10 protein-coding genes are annotated in these 16,647 nt (G+C 50.4%); 1 reads left to right on the top strand and 9 read right to left on the bottom strand.

Annotated features, from left to right (window positions below; translation table 11 throughout):
* The 4 genes from pbpC to VIM87_RS18545 all read right to left on the bottom strand — a co-directional run.
* On the bottom strand, positions 1-1,788 hold a 1,788-nt coding region (gene pbpC / locus VIM87_RS18560), incomplete at its 3' end, for a penicillin-binding protein 1C (RefSeq protein ID WP_331998439.1).
* Positions 1,789-1,998: 210 nt separating this feature from the next.
* Entirely contained in the window at positions 1,999-7,575 is a 5,577-nt protein-coding gene (locus tag VIM87_RS18555) for an alpha-2-macroglobulin family protein (RefSeq protein ID WP_331998438.1), read from the bottom strand.
* Positions 7,576-7,636: 61 nt separating this feature from the next.
* On the bottom strand, positions 7,637-7,903 hold the full coding sequence (locus VIM87_RS18550) for a hypothetical protein (RefSeq protein ID WP_331998437.1): 267 nt from the start codon (positions 7,901-7,903) through the stop codon (positions 7,637-7,639).
* A 158-nt stretch (positions 7,904-8,061) separates the two neighbouring features.
* Positions 8,062-9,567, bottom strand: coding sequence for an ATP-binding cassette domain-containing protein (locus VIM87_RS18545; RefSeq protein ID WP_331998436.1), 1,506 nt, complete (start codon positions 9,565-9,567; stop codon positions 8,062-8,064).
* Between the two features lie 182 nt (positions 9,568-9,749).
* Between VIM87_RS18545 and VIM87_RS18540 the strand changes: the two genes are divergently transcribed.
* Complete coding sequence (locus VIM87_RS18540; protein ID WP_331998435.1) at positions 9,750-10,193, top strand: GNAT family N-acetyltransferase; 444 nt, start codon at positions 9,750-9,752, stop codon at positions 10,191-10,193.
* A 173-nt stretch (positions 10,194-10,366) separates the two neighbouring features.
* Here the strand turns inward: VIM87_RS18540 and VIM87_RS18535 are convergent, their stop codons facing one another.
* From VIM87_RS18535 to VIM87_RS18515, 5 genes are all read right to left on the bottom strand, one after another.
* A complete protein-coding gene (locus tag VIM87_RS18535) occupies positions 10,367-11,134 on the bottom strand; it encodes a DUF6048 family protein (RefSeq protein WP_331998434.1) in 768 nt (255 codons plus the stop codon).
* Positions 11,135-11,144: 10 nt separating this feature from the next.
* Positions 11,145-11,615: a DUF6452 family protein gene (locus tag VIM87_RS18530; RefSeq protein ID WP_331998433.1), complete on the bottom strand. Its 471-nt coding sequence runs from the start codon at positions 11,613-11,615 to the stop codon at positions 11,145-11,147.
* A 158-nt stretch (positions 11,616-11,773) separates the two neighbouring features.
* Positions 11,774-14,644 carry an excinuclease ABC subunit UvrA gene (uvrA, locus tag VIM87_RS18525; protein WP_331998432.1) on the bottom strand — a complete coding sequence of 957 codons (2,871 nt, stop codon included), beginning with the start codon at positions 14,642-14,644 and terminating at the stop codon, positions 11,774-11,776.
* An 89-nt stretch (positions 14,645-14,733) separates the two neighbouring features.
* Entirely contained in the window at positions 14,734-16,005 is a 1,272-nt protein-coding gene (locus tag VIM87_RS18520) for a hypothetical protein (RefSeq protein WP_331998431.1), read from the bottom strand.
* Positions 16,006-16,135: 130 nt separating this feature from the next.
* A partial coding sequence (locus VIM87_RS18515; RefSeq protein WP_414649655.1) for a beta-ketoacyl-[acyl-carrier-protein] synthase family protein occupies positions 16,136-16,647 on the bottom strand: 512 nt, incomplete at its 5' end.

The raw sequence follows: 16,647 nt of genomic DNA, 5'->3' as shown, positions 1-16,647 counted from the left end.
TGTAGCAAACCAGCCACTGGTATGCAGCAGGCGGAAGATATCGAACATTACCGGTGCTGCGGTAGCCACGCCTATTAAACCCGGGCGGCCTTCCCCATCGGCATTACCTACCCATACGCCTACCACATATTGCGGGGTTACGCCCAGGGCCCATCCATCCCGGAAACCAAAGCTGGTACCGGTTTTCCAGGCTACCCGCTGGGAGGAGGAGAATTGCTGCCATAATAATTCCTCACCCGGCCGCATTACTTCTTCCATGGCCTGAAAGGCGTACCAGATAGCGCCTGCATCTAACACAGCGGCATTGCTAAGCGCATGTTCAGAAGGGCGCTGTACACCCTTTACATAATTGGGGGCATGTATATCGTCCGGGTCATATTTACCCTTGTATTGGTCCAGGTGCAGCAGGGTACGGGCCATGCTGGCGTACATGCCGCTCATTTCCCACAAAGTGGTTTCGCCGCCGCCTAAGATCATTGACAGGCCGTAATGATCTGCGGGGCGGTTGAGCGTGGTAATACCCATTTTTTTCAGCAGCGCATGAAAGCGCTCATAACGGTATTGCTGCAACATACGTACAGCCGGTATGTTCAGAGAGCGGGAAAGCGCGCGGGACGCCGGTACTGCGCCATCATAACCCAGGTCAAAGTTCTGCGGGGTGTAGCCGGCAATTTGCGTTGGAATGTCGGGTACTAAAGTATGCGGCAGCAGCAAACCATCATTCAGCATGGCGGCATATAACACCGGTTTTAATGTGCTGCCGGGGCTGCGGGGGGCCTGTATCACATCCACATGGCTTTCCAGCTCCGGATCAGCGGGATTATAGATATTGCCAACATAAGCCAGCGTATTGCCGGTTTCCACATCCAGCACAATGGCTGCAGCATTGTTGATACCATTGGCTTTGTACTGGCGCTGATAACGTTCTATAATGCCGGTTACATTGCGTTGCAGGCCGGCTTCCACGGTGGTGCGGATGCGGGTGGTGCCCTGCTGTTTTTGCTGAACCATGTCCTGCCGGAAATGATCCAGCAAATGCGGCGCCCATTGCGGTAAAGGCAAGGGCTGTTCCGGCAGGGGCTCCAGCTTGGCCAGGCGGCAGCTAAGGCTGTCAATACGATGCTGCCGGTATAATTTATCCAGCAGCTGGTTACGTTTAGCCATCAGCGTTTGCCGGTTGCGGCCGGGGTGCACCAGGGCCGGACTATTGGGCAGTACGGCCAATGCGGCCATCTCACCCCAGGAAAGCTGCTGTGCGCTGCGCCCGTAGTAACGCCATGCAGCCGCTTCCAGCCCTACTACGTTGCCGCCAAAAGGGGCATTACCGGCATAAAGGGCTAAGATCTTTTTCTTGGAAAAGGAAAACTCCAGGCGGGTAGCCAGTACGGCTTCTACCAGCTTTTGCCAGAGGTTGCGCGGTTTATTACGCGCCAGCCGTATTACCTGCATGGTAATGGTGCTGCCGCCGCTTACTACTTTGTGGCGGCCCAGGTTTTGTTTAATGGCCCTGCCCAGCGCCAGCGGGTCTACTCCCCAATGGTAATAAAAACGTTTATCCTCGTACGTAGTAATACATTGGGCAAATTTATCCGGAACGGTATTGGCAACAGGGAAACGCCATTGCCCATCTGCCGCTATGGTAGCGCTTAACAGCTCGCCGTTGGCATCTTCGATCACATAAGAAGTGGGAGTGGTGAAGAGTTTAGCGGGTAACAGAAAATAATAAGCGATAAGCAGTACTGCAGCACTCAGCAACCACCATTTCTTACGTACCATCCATTGCCGCATAGCCTAAGTTTAATTACGAATTACGAATGTGATTGAAGCGATTTGTGTGTGCAGTTTGCCGGTATTACTACGGGTTTAACCGGCAGATTTGGCCCGGTACCCCTGAATGTGTTATATGTCCGAAAGAGCCGAATGTTAATTACGAATTACGAATGAAAGCTGCCCACTTGAACTGCCCCATTCGTAATTCGTAATTGATAATTCGTAATGCTACTTCACGATCTCTACCCATTTACCCGGTGCAAAATCATGAATAGTATTATCATACATGGCTTCGCAGGAGGTGGCCGGTAAATAGTAACGGCCTAAATAGGTGGCATTCAGCAGCACATTATACGTATGCGTTTTGTTTTCCTCAATGTTAAAGTAAGTGTACACCCGGTCGTCACGTATATCCATATACGTAAACGGCGATTGTGAAAATGCGCTGTCGCTTTCCAGCAGGCGGGTGTTCAGTATTTCCCAGCCGGAGGGGAAGATCTGGCTGAGCGCCATTTGCTCGTAATACCCGCGTTTACCTGGGTTACGGATGGTAACGGTGGCCATAAAGTCTGTGCCCTGTGATAAGGTAGCCGGATCGATGGGTTTACCGCTGCGGGTGCTGTACTTCACCTGCATATCCAGCACATCCGGATTATGTGCGGCTACCGGCTCCTGTCCGGCTTCTGGTTGCCCCTGCAGAATAAGGCGTGCATACAGCACATTCTGCCCGTTGTTCTGCAGGCTTACATTACCTGCTGCACCGGTAAAGGTTACGGGTATCTGTGTAATATAAGAGTTGCCGTTTACGCTGCCTTTAGCGTTGTTCAGCTGGTAAGTAAAGCTCATTTTACTACCGCCGGTATTGCTGCCGCAATATTTGGCAATGGCTATTAACGTATACGCAGTGGTTTGGGTGCTGTACCAGCTTTCCTGTGATAACAGGGCGGCTATTTGTTTTACCAGCTCACCGGCGCGTGCGCGCTGGCCCATGGCCGTGAGGGTTTCCAGTATCATAGCTTTATCGCGCAGGTCAGATCCAAAGGTACCGCCCAGCTGGTTGTACGGTTTTACCTCTGTAGGTAAGTTCTTAATTAAGGCATTGGCTACTTCCGGTTGCCCGCTCAGGCGGTAAGTGGCTGCCAGCCGCCATTTGGCGGGTACGGATAAATATTTGAACTCCTTCAGGCGGTTCATGGCGCCCAGTTCCGGTACCTTGGCCAGCGCCAGCAGGTACAGGCGGTATGATTGTATTAAATCGCCGCCATAGAAGTTATAGGTGCTGGGCGCCCAGGTGGCTGCTTTGTTACGCTGGTATTTTTTCCACTGGTCCAGCAGGCCGGGAGGCAATGCATAGCCTTTGGCCTGTGCTTCCAGCAGGAAATGGCCTGCATAGTTAGTGCCCCATTCGTCAGAAGTACCTTCACCCGGCCAGTAGCTAAAGCCACCATCAGATGCCTGGAAACCTTTGAGGCGGTTAATGCCTGCTTTAATGTTATGGTCTATTTCCGCCTGCTGGCTGGATTTCAGGTCAGTAAGCTGGTTCAGCATCAGCTGTGGGAATACGCTGGAGGTAGTTTGCTCAATACAGCCATGCGGGTACTGGATCAAGTAGTTGAGGCGTTTGGCCAGGTTCAGTGGCGGAATGGTGGATACTTCCAGCGTGCCGCTGTTAGTGCCGGCCATACCCACAGGACTAAACGCAGTATTCCATACGCCGTGCGCTTCCAGTGTGTTTTCCAGGGTGCTGGTGATCACCGGGTTGGGGTTGCGCACCTGCAGCTCGGTAGCTTCTTCGGCGCGCTCACTGCCACTGCTGGCAGTTACTTTCACTTTGGCTACGCCTACCTGTGATTTCACACGCACATCGAAATACACCATTTGTTCGCCCGGCTGGGAGAAGGTTACGGTTTTGGTATTTTCTCCCACCACTTCCAGCAGGTTGTTGGTGCTAAGGGTAACGGTGGCATTGCGGATATTGTTTTCCAGCCCGAATACGGTAACAGGCAGCTGAATGGTTTCTGTTGGGCCCAGCACACGCGGTAAGGAGGTTAACAGCATAAGCGGCTTTTTCACCGCAGCTGTTTTCTCCGCCATGCCGTATGCACCATCCTGCCCGGCTACTACCATGGCTTTTACGGAGCCAATGTAAGGAGGCAGCTTAAAGTTATGTGTTTGCGACTGGCCTTTTTTCAGGTAAAATGGCCCCATGAATTTAACCACCGGTTTAAAGCGGTTGGCTTTGGCGTTGCTGGCGCCACGGTCTATTCCTTCATCACCGCCTATGCTTAAAATACGGTCCATATCAGCACCCCAGGCGCCGATCACATAATCAAACAGGTCCCAGGTTTTTACGCCTAATGCTTCCCGTGCATAGAAAGCGCTGTGCGGGTCCGGTGTTTTAAAACGGGTCAGGTCCAGCAGGCCTTCATCTACCAGGGCAATGGTGTAGGTCATCGCTTTGCCTTTGGCCTCTGATACGGTAATGCTGGCTTCCTGCTCCGGCCGTAGTGTAGCCGGCAGCTTTATCTGTGGCGATAGTATCGTGTTCTGGTCTGATACTGCAATGGGAATGGTGCCGTACATACGGATGGGCAGATCGTTCACCGTTTGTGCATGCGGCTGCAGCAGGCTAACGTTCACGTATATATTAGGGGCCATATTCTTTTCTGCCTTAAAGCTAAAAGTGGTTTGCCCTTTTTGTGTGCTTACCCATTCTGTTTTCAATACCCGGCTGCCGGATTCAATGCTTACCAGGCCACGCCCGCCTTCGCTGCTGGGGATCGTGAGGGTGATATTGTCGCCTACGTTGTACTGTGTTTTATCGGATGTAAATACCAGCATGGCTGCTTCTGCAGGGTTTTCCTTTTGCATACGCTCCGCCCATCCCGGCCAGTCAATATACACTGTTTGGCCGCTGGTATGGCCGCTTTGCAGGTCTTTTACCCTTACCAGGTAACGGCCCCAGTCCGGGTAGCTGATCTGCAGGTTCCAGTCGCCTTTACCATTGTGCAGGGTAACGGTCTCTTTTTTCAGCAGCTGGTTATAGCTGTCCTGTGTAAAGTTGCTGAGGTCTTCATTCTCACTTTCATCCCACCACCAGCGCCAGCGGATCTTGTACAGCTCTACCTGTACCTCATGGTCGCCGGGCAGCAGGTTGCCCTGCTCGTCTACGTTCACCAGGCTTACCGCGTGCGGTTTATCGGTAAGCAGCATGCCTGTTAAGCGGTCGCCCTGCGGCATGCGCAGGCCCGCATAAGAAGCAAAGGGATTGTAGGGCATGGAGAAGTGATCAATACTAAAATCACCTCCCGGCTCAAACACCTTCACTTCAAAATTGGCTTTCAGCTGGCCGGGCGCCAGCTTACCCAACGGCAGGTCTGCACTTACATTGGCGGATCCGTTTTCGCCCAGGACGCCTTCAAACAGGGTTTTATCTTCTGTTTCAAAATGGGTAACCGGGTCATCGAACGCATAATCCGCAAACTTGGGGAAGCGGGTGGTTTGTGAGCTCAGCGACACATCTACCTTAGCCGATAAATGCTGGGCGGTGGCGCCAAACAGCCAGGCGGCAGAAAGGGTACCAGACGTAGCGGATTTTTTGGACAGGGCTGCTTTGCCAAAATCCAGCTTTATTTTTAAGCGGTTCGGCTTTACGGTTTCTATGCGCAGGTTCTTCTGGAATACGGCGCCGCCTACTTTTACTTTAGCGCTCCAGCTGCCGGTAGGGTCTTCCGCAGCGGTGGCGGTAGTGAAATTATAGAAGCCGTTCAGTGACTGGTGCTGTGTTAAGCGTTTATACAGCTGCCCTTTAGGATTGTATAATTCCAAGGTAACCGGGTGATCTTCCGGCAGCTTTTTCTCCTTATCCTCCAGGATGAATGTAAGGAACAGGGAATCGCCGGGGCGCCATACGCCACGCTCGCCATACAGGAAACCTTTAATACCGTTCTGCACTTCTTCTCCCTTCACATCAAAACGGCTCAGGGGCAGCGAGCTGCCATCATCCAGCTTCAGATAACCGCGTTCATCACCTTTCTTGGCGATCAGCAGCCAGGGCTTGCGTTTCAGGTCAAAGAAGGCCATACCATCGCCGTCGCTTTTGGTTTTATAGATCACCTGCTGCTGGTAATCCAGCAGCTCCAGCTCTACGCCCATCAGTGATTTGGTGTCGCGTATATCCGTTACCGCTACAACCATGCTGTTATCATTACCCCGTTTGGCCGTTAAGCCAATGTTGGACGCAATGATGTTGCGCGATACCCATTTGTCTTTGGCATAGTAAGAGTTGGAGCAGGGAGATCCTCTTTCTTCCCAGTTATACCCATAGGGGTAATAGCTATCATAGCGCTGCCAGAAGGAATCATCTTCGTCTATGGCATCGCCGTAATAACGTTGTTCTTCTTCCTCTTCTTCCTCACTGCTGGCATGGTCGCCGCTTTCTTCGCTTTTGCAGGTTTGCAGCGCATAGGCTTTGCGGAAGCCCAGTGTTACGCGGTAAATGGCCCCCGGCTCTGTGCGCAGCAGCTTTTCCAGGTCAAGGAAAAAGCGGTTGCGTTTGTGCAGGTTCAGGGATTTATCCATATCCAGGCGGATGGTTTTTTCCACCACGGGCTTGCCTACACGGCGCAGCTCCTGGTCGCCGTTCAGGCTATTGGTTTGCAGGTACTGCGGTATGTTCTGTTCATAAATTTTAATGATGGTTACATCTACGGCATTCAGGTTCACGGCTTCAAAAGGCAGGGCCAGCTTGCTGCTCTGGGGTAATATAACTCCGTTACCGGGTATGCTTACAGCCGGTAATGTGTTCTCAAAGTTCACATTGCCGGTCATGGTAGTGCCCAGGCGTTTATCCGTTATGTTCAGGATGCCTTCATTCACGGCAATGGTATAATTACCTTCCAGGCGCGCAGGTGCAAATACCTTTACTTCACTGCCCTCTATAGAATAACGGAGGTCGGCCTGCCCGCTGATCCCGATCAAACCATCCAGGTTCTGCGCTACGCTGATGGGATCAGAGAACTGCACCAGCAGGTGCTGCTCCGGTTCAGACACGGCGCGTATATCCAGCACTTTGAACACACCTGCGGCTGGTACGGCAATACTTTTTTTGCCATCTATATCTACTGATAATGGTTTGCCGTTCCAGGTCAGCTCCAGCGGGCGTTCTGTATTGCCCCTGCTGATGTTGGCAATGGTAAAGCGCGATGTTTTTTCTGCCGGGTTATGCTGCCAGGTAATGGGCAATGTTTGCCCGTTATAATGGTTGCTCACCAGCTTTTCTATCTGCTGCGGATCTTCCACATCGGCAGTATGTACCACGCCGGAAAAGGTCATTTTATCCAGCGTTGAATTATCGGATGCTTTCAGGCCATTATCTTCCAGTGAAAAGGATGGTTTAATAACTCGGAACTCAAAGTCGAATGATGACAGGTCATCCGGCACCTTCAGCACTTTTGACAGGCGGAAAGTGGCGTTATATGTTTTACCTGGCTGCAGGTTTTCATCCGGCCTGAATTCAACGGTAGTGGCATCTACCCAATAGGCTTTCCCTTCAATATCAGGGCTGAATTTGAAAATACCACCTTCCAGGGGCTCGTTTTGTGTATGCGTTACGTTTACATTGCCGGCCAATTGTACACGAATAGTGCTTTGCTTGGAAATTACACCTGCAGTGTAGGCCTCAATATACCGGGCCAATGCAGGGTTCATGACTTTTTTGGCTTGCTTGCATGCTGGTAACAATAACAACGCCACCAGGAAGGTGGTAAGAGCGGTAACAGCCGCGTACTTGAATTTGGGATACATTCTCTCTACTGGGTTTAGGTACGCATAAAGATAATGTAAAATGTATAATCAGATCGGCTTTTTATGCCAGGGCTGCAGCCGGTGCAGGCGGTGGATTATGACCATTTTTGCAGCGCTGCCAGGTTTGTTGCAGCTGATCAAAGAGGATAAAGGTGATCTTTTCTTTTTCGGCATTGCTGATATGCGCGCCTTTTACTTTGCGGTAATAAGTAGGCAGGCTCCAGTTACACTCGGTACAAATACGGGTTTTAACGGCCAGGGGTAACTCGGTGAGCAGCTGGTGAATGTGCTGTAATGGATTAAATGACAGATTGGATTGTGGGCTCATGGCGGATATTTTTTTGGTTAACAATGTAATTACAAACTCACGTGGCTTCTTTTACATACGTTAATTTACTACCCCACGGTTTCATAAAATGTTTACATTTCTCAAAAAAATACCAGAAAAGTATTATTGTTATAACAGCATGGTATATACGAAAAAGCTCAGGAGGCCACTACCTTTCCCTTTTCCAGCTGTAATACCTTAGTTACAGAAGCCGGTATTTCTTCCGGGTAATGCGTTACAAAGATCAGGGTAAGCTCCATTACCGCGCACAGGGTATCTATTACCTGTTTAAAATGCTGTTTTTGCCGGCTGTCCAGCCCCTGGCAGGGCTCATCAAAAATAAGCAGGGGCGGGTCTTTTACCAGTGCGCGGGCCAGCAGCGCCAGTCTTTGTATGCTTTCCGGCACCTGTTTAAAAGATTGTGTACTGTATTGGTCAATGCCCAGTATTTCCATCCAGCCCTGTGCATGGGTGGTTTGCTCCGGGGATGGTTTACGCGTGGGGCCAATAATATCAAAAAAGCCGGAACACACTACCTGTAAACAATTGTTACCAGCAGGAAAATACTGGTGCAGCTCCGGGGATACAAACCCGATCTTACGTTTTATATCCCAGATGCTTTCCCCGCTGCCGCGCTTACGGTCAAACAGGTACAGCTCATTTGCATAGGCCTGCGGATTATCTGCATTAATGAGGCTCAGTAAGGTAGATTTACCTGCGCCGTTAGGGCCCAGCAAGGCCCATTTCTCATTGGGTTTTACGGTCCAGTTAATGTTATCCAGTATGGTATTCTCTCCATACTGCACGTGCACATTTTCCATATGCACAATGGTATTAAATGCGCGGGGGGCCGGTTGTACCAGCGCCTGCAGCTTTTCTTCGTTAATAACCGGTCCATCATTTGCCGCTGCGGCAGTGGCAATGGGCAGCTGCTGAAACTCCCGGCGTGTATACCTGCCTGTTATAGCACCGTTATCCAGCGTAAGCACATGGGTAATATTATCCGGTATTTCTGTTGGATTGGTAACCAGCAGCACATTAATACCGCTGGCAATGATCTGGTTCACCATGTCCATAAAATGCCGGCGGGTTTGCACATCCAGGCCTGTGAAAGGGTTATCCAGCATCAGCAGCACGGGTTTTTGCAGCAGGCCTTTGGCAATCATTACGCGGCGGGTTTCCCCGTTGGAGAGCTTGATCAGCTCCTTATCCAGCAGGGTATTAATGCGCAGGGGGGCCAGCAGGGGCTCCTCCTGCGGGGTAGCGGCCTCCCCATAGAGGTATTGGCGCACGGTAGGGGCATCGCCCGCATCCATGCTGTTAAAGCGTTGCTGATAATAAAAATCGGATGTATTGCTGCGGTTGCGGAAATTATGGTGATGGGCTACCTGTGCCAGCAGATTGCGGTAAGTGAAATACGGATCCGTGATGGTGTGCTGCTGCCGGTACCGGTCATAAAAGTGGTAATGGATACCGCCGTCGATCACGTTAAAGCGGCCTGCAATCGTATTTAACAACGCTGTTTTGCCGGAGCCGCTGTTGCCTGTAATAGCCCACTGCTGGCCTTCCAGCACTTCCCAGTTCAGGTGGGTGAATAATGTTTTATCCAGGTAGCGTACGGTAATATGTTCCAGCGTAAGGAAAGCCCTGCCTTTTTCACTCATGATCAATTTGTTGACGGTTACACACTTATAAAGGGCGTAAATTTATGAAAGGTTTGGGCTAGTTTTGGAAAAAAGTCCATGGTCGATGGTCCATAGTCCATGGCGGTGAGCGTGGAGGCATGTGCTGCAAAGGAAATGAGGCAGTGCCGGCAACAAACCACTTATTAAGAACTAATATCATTATGATCTGGGTAGAGAAAACATTTGAATCATTAACCACAGCAGAATTATATGCGCTGCTGCACCTGCGCAGCGAAGTTTTTGTAGTAGAGCAAAATTGCCCTTACCAGGATATGGATTATTCCGACCAGCAGGCGGTGCATGTAATGGGCTATAATAACGATCATAAACTGGTAGCCTATACCCGCCTGTTTGGCCCCGGCATTAAATATGAAATGGCTTCTATCGGGAGGGTGATCACCGCAAAGGAAGTAAGGGGCACTGGTGCAGGAAGAGAGCTGATGGAAAAGTCTATTGCTTTACTGGAAGCGCGTTTTGGCAAACAACCTATTAAGATAGGCGCGCAGCAGTATTTACTGAAGTTCTATTCTTCTTTAGGCTTCCGCCAGAGCAGTGATATGTACCTGGAAGATGGGATACCGCATGTGGAAATGATCAGAGAGTGAGAATTACGAATTAGTCAATTACGAATTAGAATGCAGCGATTTCCTTTCCGGTTATTAATGTTAATTGAAAGATAGTATTCAAAATTATAAATTAAAACCTGTCATTTAACGAATTACCACTGTAAGTGAACTACACAATTCGTAATTGACTAATTCGTAATTAAACCGGCGCGTTACCGCCGTTTTGGCGGTTCCGCCTTCCTGGGTACATGTACTTTAATATTCCCCAAGGGTATACAATAAGATACGGTGTATTGCCAGTCGAACTGCGACCCTTTGGTGCCGCTGCCAAAACCGGGTATCACAATAGGGGGAAATGCCAGATCTTTACTGGGGCCGCTCACCTTGATCTTTTCCCGGATGCTCCATCCTAAAAAGAAGTTCTTTAATACCTCTGCTTTCAGCCCCAGGATCAGCTCTACCCAATGCGCGTTCACACTGGTCTTCGGGAAGCTGCCGGGTAGCTTATCGCCCCAGTAAGAGTCATAAATAGTATAGCTGGGCGCCTCATAATTCAGGTGGGCAAATCCATAACGGATGCCACCATAGATCATATACCGTTCCTTATTGCTGATCTTTTGCAGGAAATTCCAATCCACCCCTACGGTTGTAAAAATACCATTGCCTTTATAGGTGTAGTTGCTGTCACTGTGCGAGGTGGTATGAAAGCCCAGTTCTGCAGCCAGGTACAGGTCTTTTTTAACACGCATATCACCCGCAAAGGAAACATCTGTTCTGTAAGGCTGAAATGCTTTAAGTATAAAACGGCTGATGTCAATGCCCACCCTTATGCCGCCGGGTACTTCGTATATACTATCGGGTAAGGCCGGCGCCGGCTTTTTCTTCTCCGCAACGTTTTTACGCGCAGTAGTATCTGCAGCCCGTACGCTGCTGTCTATCGGCGTAAGCGCAGGTTTTTTCACCTGAGCCTGCGCTGCCATGCAGCTGCTGCTAAATACCAAAATATAAAGTAATATGCGCCGTATCATTCGTGGTGGAAGTTATAGCTCTTTGATTGATCAATAATGACTGGATGGTATTACGGGTGCTGATCACCGTATCCAGGTTAAAAAAAGTAGCAAAGCCGCAACCCGGAGAAACAAAATGCGGCGCTCTCTTGTACCGGAAGGTGATGGTATCCGGTGTAGAGGCAGAATCTACCTTCAGGTAAAAACGGCTGCTGTCCGCTACCGGCGACAGGGACAGGAATACATCCGACACGGCCTGTTTGCGGTAAATGCTATCCATTTTCAGCGCATACAGTGTTACCTGGGCCATGGTAGTATCCCGTGTAAAACCGGCGCTGTCGCGTATAAAGCGCATGTGCAGATCCGTGTTCAGCGCCTGGTCACAGAACTTGGTCTCATCATCACAGGCCACCGCCACCGCTGCTAACAGGAATAATAATATAAAATACTTCACAAATATGCCGTTAGTAATTAATGATTAATAATGAATAATTAATAATCAAGGGGGAAATGTTGTGTGTTTATGAAGAATGAATAATCCATAATTAAGAGTACGATATTACGTGTAATATCCGTACCCCTTATTATTAATTATTCATTCTTCATTATTAATTAATTATACAGCTCTTTCTTCAGGAACTTCGCGGTGTGGCTATCCTTGCAGGTGCTCACCTCTTCCGGGGTGCCGGTGCAAAGAATGGTGCCGCCACCACCGCCGCCTTCGGGACCCAGGTCAATAATGTGGTCTGCCATTTTGATCACATCCAGGTTATGCTCAATTACCAGGATGGTATTGCCCCGGTCTACCAGCTTATTCAGCACGTTCAGGAGCAATTGTATATCCTGGAAGTGCAGGCCGGTAGTAGGTTCGTCCAGGATGTAAATGGTTTTACCGGTATCTTTCTTGGATAGCTCCGTGGCCAGCTTTACACGCTGGGCCTCGCCACCGGAAAGGGTTACGGCCGACTGGCCCAGGGTAATATACCCCAGTCCCACATCCTGCAGGGTTTTAACCTTGCGGTAAATGTAATTCACGGGCTGGAAAAATTCCACGGCTTCATCCACCGTCATATCCAGCACATCGGAAATGGACTTGCCCTTATAACGTATTTCCAGCGTTTCGCGGTTGTAGCGGCGTCCGTTGCATTTTTCACAATGCACATATACATCCGGCAAAAAGTTCATTTCTATTACGCGCATGCCGCCGCCTTCACACACATCACAACGTCCGCTTTTAACATTAAAGGAAAAACGGCCCGCATTATATCCCCTGATCTTGGCTTCCGGCACCTGTGAGAACAGCTGGCGGATATCGGTGAAGAAACCGCAGTAGGTAGCCGGGTTGCTGCGCGGGGTGCGGCCTATGGGCGATTGATCTATCTCAATCACCTTATCAATATTTTCCAGCCCCTTTATGCTTTTATAAGCCAGTGGCACCAGCTTGGAATCATATGCATGTTTGGAGAGGATGGGGTACAGCGTTTCATTAATGAGGGTGGATTTACCGCTGCCGGAAACGCCTGTTACGCAAATGAAAGTGCCCAGGGGCAGCTTTACGCTTACATTCTTCAGGTTATTGCCGGTAGCGCCTTTCAGCTCCAGGAACTTGCCGTTGCCTTTTCTTCTTTCCTCCGGGATGGTAATGCCGTGTTTACCATTCAGGTAACCAGCCGTAGGTGTATTCAGCTTTACTACCTGCTGGGGCGTGCCCTGGGCAATGATCTGCCCACCGTGAATGCCGGCGCCGGGGCCTACATCCACCAGGTGATCGGCATGCAGCATAATATCTTTATCGTGCTCCACCACGATCACTGTATTGCCCATTTCCCGCAGGTGCTGCAGGGCTTCTATCAGCTGCATATTATCCCGCTGGTGCAGGCCTATGCTGGGCTCATCCAGGATATAGGTGATGCCCATCAGCTGCGATCCTATCTGGGTAGCCAGGCGGATGCGCTGCGATTCCCCGCCGCTGAGCGTACGGGTGGGGCGGTTCAGGGTCAGGTAGCTTAAACCTACGTTCAGCAGGAACTGCAGCCTTTCCCTTATTTCTTTGAGAATATCCTTGGCAATAACATTCTGTTTGCTGTCCAGCCGCTTTTCAATATTCCGGAACCAGTCCTGCAGCTTATCCAGGTCCATTTCTCCCAGCTCGGAAATATTCTTTTCATCTACCTTAAAATGCAGGCTTTCCTTTTTCAGGCGTGCGCCGTTACATTCCGGGCAGGTGCTCAGCTGCATAAAACCTTCTGCCCAGTTACGCACGTAGTCAGAGGAGGTATCATTGAAATAGCGGCGTACCATGTTCACTACGCCCTCATATTCGGTAGCGTATTCCCCGTTGCCGTTGGAACCAAAGTCCATATCCACTTCCAGCTTGCCGTTCTCATCGCCGAACAGCAGCACGTTCATTGCTTTTTGCGGAATATCACTAATGGGTGCAGTAAGGGAGAATTTGTATTTGCGGGAAAGCTGCTGTACCTGTTTAAAGGTAAAGGTATCCCGCGCTTCGCCCAGGGGCGCCAGGCCGCCATCGTTAATGGATACGCTGTAGTCCGGGATCACCTCGTCCATATTGATCTGGTAAATGGTGCCCAGGCCTTTACAGCGGGGACAGGCGCCGTAGGGGGAATTAAAGGAGAAGCTGTTGGGAGAGGGCTCTTCGTAAGAGAGGCCGGTGTCCTCACACATCAGCTGTTTGCTGTACTGGCTTACCTTTTCGGTATCATTGTCCATTACAAACAGCAGCCCTTTGCCCATTTGCAGGGCTTTTTGCACGCTCTGGCTAATGCGGGTGCGGGCATCTTCCTGTACCTGTATGCGGTCTATTACCAACTCAATATCGTGGATCTTATAGCGGTCTACCTGCATGCGCTCTTTCAGGTCCTGGATCTCACCATCCACCCGCACTTTCAGGTAACCCTGCTTGCGCACCTGCTCAAACAGCTCCCGGTAATGGCCTTTACGGCCGCGTACCATGGGGGCCAGTATCACCAGCTTCTTTTTGGCGTAGTGCTTAAACAGGTGGGCCAGTATCTCTTCTTCGGAAAAACGCGTCATGCGCTTGCCGGTGTTATAGGAATAGGCTACACCAATGCGGGCATACAGCAGGCGCAGGAAATCATAGATCTCTGTGATGGTGCCTACAGTAGAGCGGGGATTTTTGTTGGTGGTTTTCTGTTCTATGGAAATAACCGGCGAAAGGCCGGTGATCTTATCTACATCCGGCCTTTCCATATCGCCAATGAACTGGCGGGCGTAGGCGGAAAAGCTTTCCATATAACGGCGCTGACCTTCCGCATAAATGGTATCAAAAGCCAGTGATGATTTGCCGCTGCCACTGATGCCGGTGATCACCACCAGCTTGTTCTTGGGCAGCTGCAGGTCCAGGTTCTTCAGGTTGTGTTCCCGGGCGCCAAACACTGCAATATTATCATCCGCAGCTACCGGTACAGCAGGAACCGTTGCATTCTTCTTCTTTGACATAAGCTAAAGTCCTCAAAAAGTTCTTGTCCGAACTTTTTCAAACTACTAAACTACACCATAATTGGTTGCCAACCCTCAAATTTTTCTGATTAACGCAGGGCCATATGTTTACCCACAAACTGCAGGTATTGCTCCCAATCGTAGGAGGTAACATCATGTTTGCCGGAGCGGATGTGATAGCGGATAAACTCTCCGGTGGGCTGCTGTGTGTGCGGAAAGGTTTCAGTGCCAACGCCTTCTTTGCCAAACAGCTTGTACACCGGTTCGGCATTGCGGGCGCTCAGGAATTCGCCACGTGGGTCAGACCATTGATCGCCTTCGGCGCTGGCCACGTATAGGGGCCGGGGAGCAATAAGCGCCAGCAGCATGTGCTGGTCTACCGGCAAAGCGGCGGTATTATTCGCAAAGGTTTTATAATTGGCTACAAACCAGTGGGGAAAGGCGCGGGTAATGATCTCTATGTTCTCGCCATAGTCCCGTTTAGAGAGGGCGGCCCCGCCTTCGCCGGATTCATTGGAGATGACCATGGCAAAACGCGGATCGCTGGCGCCGGCCCACAGGGCGGCCTTACCCAGGCGGGAGTGGCCCATGAGCAGCACCAGGTCCTCATTTACCCTGCGGTCCTGCCGCAGGTAATCCAGCGCACGGCATAACGCCCATGCCCATACGCCCATGGCGCTCCACTCCTGCGGTTCTATATGTAATACATCTTTTAGCTGGGTGCGGAAGCCGGTTTGCCAGCCATCCGGTTTATCGGCTTCCACCTCTCCGTAAAAAAAGGTGGCTACGCCATACCCGCGGCTGATAATATCTTTGATAGGCCACTGTGATGCCTGTGCGCCCCGGGAGGCTTCCGTAGCATGGTTATCAACAATGCCGGGGCCTTTTACGGTATAATGCGGGGTAATGGGAATGGTGGTATCATCCACTACTGACTGATTGCCATAAAAGTTCATGCCCAGGAATACGGGTACCTGGCCCCGTACTTTATTGGGCAGGTATAATAACAGGTGGATCTGTGCATTGGTATCGGCCCGGTTAAAATACAGGGTGATCTGTTTGCAGGTGGCCATGCTGTCCAGCGCATAGGGATTTAAGCTGGTCACTTTAAAGCTCATTTGTACCGGTGTGCGTGGAAAACGGCCATACACATTGGTTTCAAACAGGTGATAGATATACGGGCGCTGTACTTTGTTCCATTGCTGTACGGTGGTAACGGTTTTACCGTCAGCCATTTGTAAAGGGTCGGGGAGCGTATAGGCAGGTACGTTAGCTTCAGTCAGATTAGCTTCAGTTCTTTGTGCAAACGCCGTTATGCTGAAAAGGCAGCAAATAAAAAGCAGCGTGGATAAGCGGTGCATAGGCAACATATATGCAAAAGATACCGAAATTCTATGCCAAAAAAAAGAACGGCCGTTAGTAAAACAGCCGTTCCTTTTTTTGAATATAAAGCAGTATGTGAGCCACCACGTTAGTGATGGAACGAAATTTTTATGCTTTTACTTTTGTAAATACTACAATGGCATTATGTCCGCCAAATCCGAAAGTATTGCTCATGGCAACATCCACTTTACGCTGCTGCGCCTTGCCAATGGTCAGGTTCACATCCGTAGGAATACCTTCGCCCAATACTGTTGTATTAATGGTGGGCGGCACAATATCCTCCTGGGTAGCCTTGATACAGGCAATGGCCTCAATAGCGCCGGCAGCGCCCAGTAAGTGGCCGGTCATGGATTTGGTAGCGCTTACGTTCAGCTTTTTCACCTGCTCTCCAAAAAGGCCGGTAATGGCTTTCAGCTCGCTGATATCGCCTACCGGGGTAGAGGTGGCGTGTGCATTAATATAATCTACATCTTCCAGGGTCAGCTCCGCATCTTCCAGGGCTTCTTTCATACCCAGCTTAGCGCCCAGCCCTTCGGGGTGGGTAGCGGTCAGGTGGTAAGCATCTGCCGTCATAGCGCCGCCTACCATTTCCCCGTAGATAGTAGCACCTCTTTTTATTG

It is taken from the genome of Chitinophaga sp. (assembly GCF_036569125.1).
Classification (GTDB): Bacteria; Bacteroidota; Bacteroidia; order Chitinophagales; family Chitinophagaceae; genus Chitinophaga.
This window is presented reverse-complemented; position numbering and strand designations above follow the sequence as displayed.

Coding starts and splice junctions, on each gene's coding strand:
- VIM87_RS18520 (WP_331998431.1), bottom strand. CDS start 16,005: ATGCACCGCTTATCCACGCTGCTTTTTATTTGCTGCCTTTTCAGCATA.
- VIM87_RS18550 (WP_331998437.1), bottom strand. CDS start 7,903: ATGAGCCCACAATCCAATCTGTCATTTAATCCATTACAGCACATTCAC.
- VIM87_RS18540 (WP_331998435.1), top strand. CDS start 9,750: ATGATCTGGGTAGAGAAAACATTTGAATCATTAACCACAGCAGAATTA.
- uvrA (WP_331998432.1), bottom strand. CDS start 14,644: ATGTCAAAGAAGAAGAATGCAACGGTTCCTGCTGTACCGGTAGCTGCG.
- VIM87_RS18555 (WP_331998438.1), bottom strand. CDS start 7,575: ATGTATCCCAAATTCAAGTACGCGGCTGTTACCGCTCTTACCACCTTC.
- VIM87_RS18535 (WP_331998434.1), bottom strand. CDS start 11,134: ATGGCAGCGCAGGCTCAGGTGAAAAAACCTGCGCTTACGCCGATAGAC.
- VIM87_RS18545 (WP_331998436.1), bottom strand. CDS start 9,567: ATGAGTGAAAAAGGCAGGGCTTTCCTTACGCTGGAACATATTACCGTA.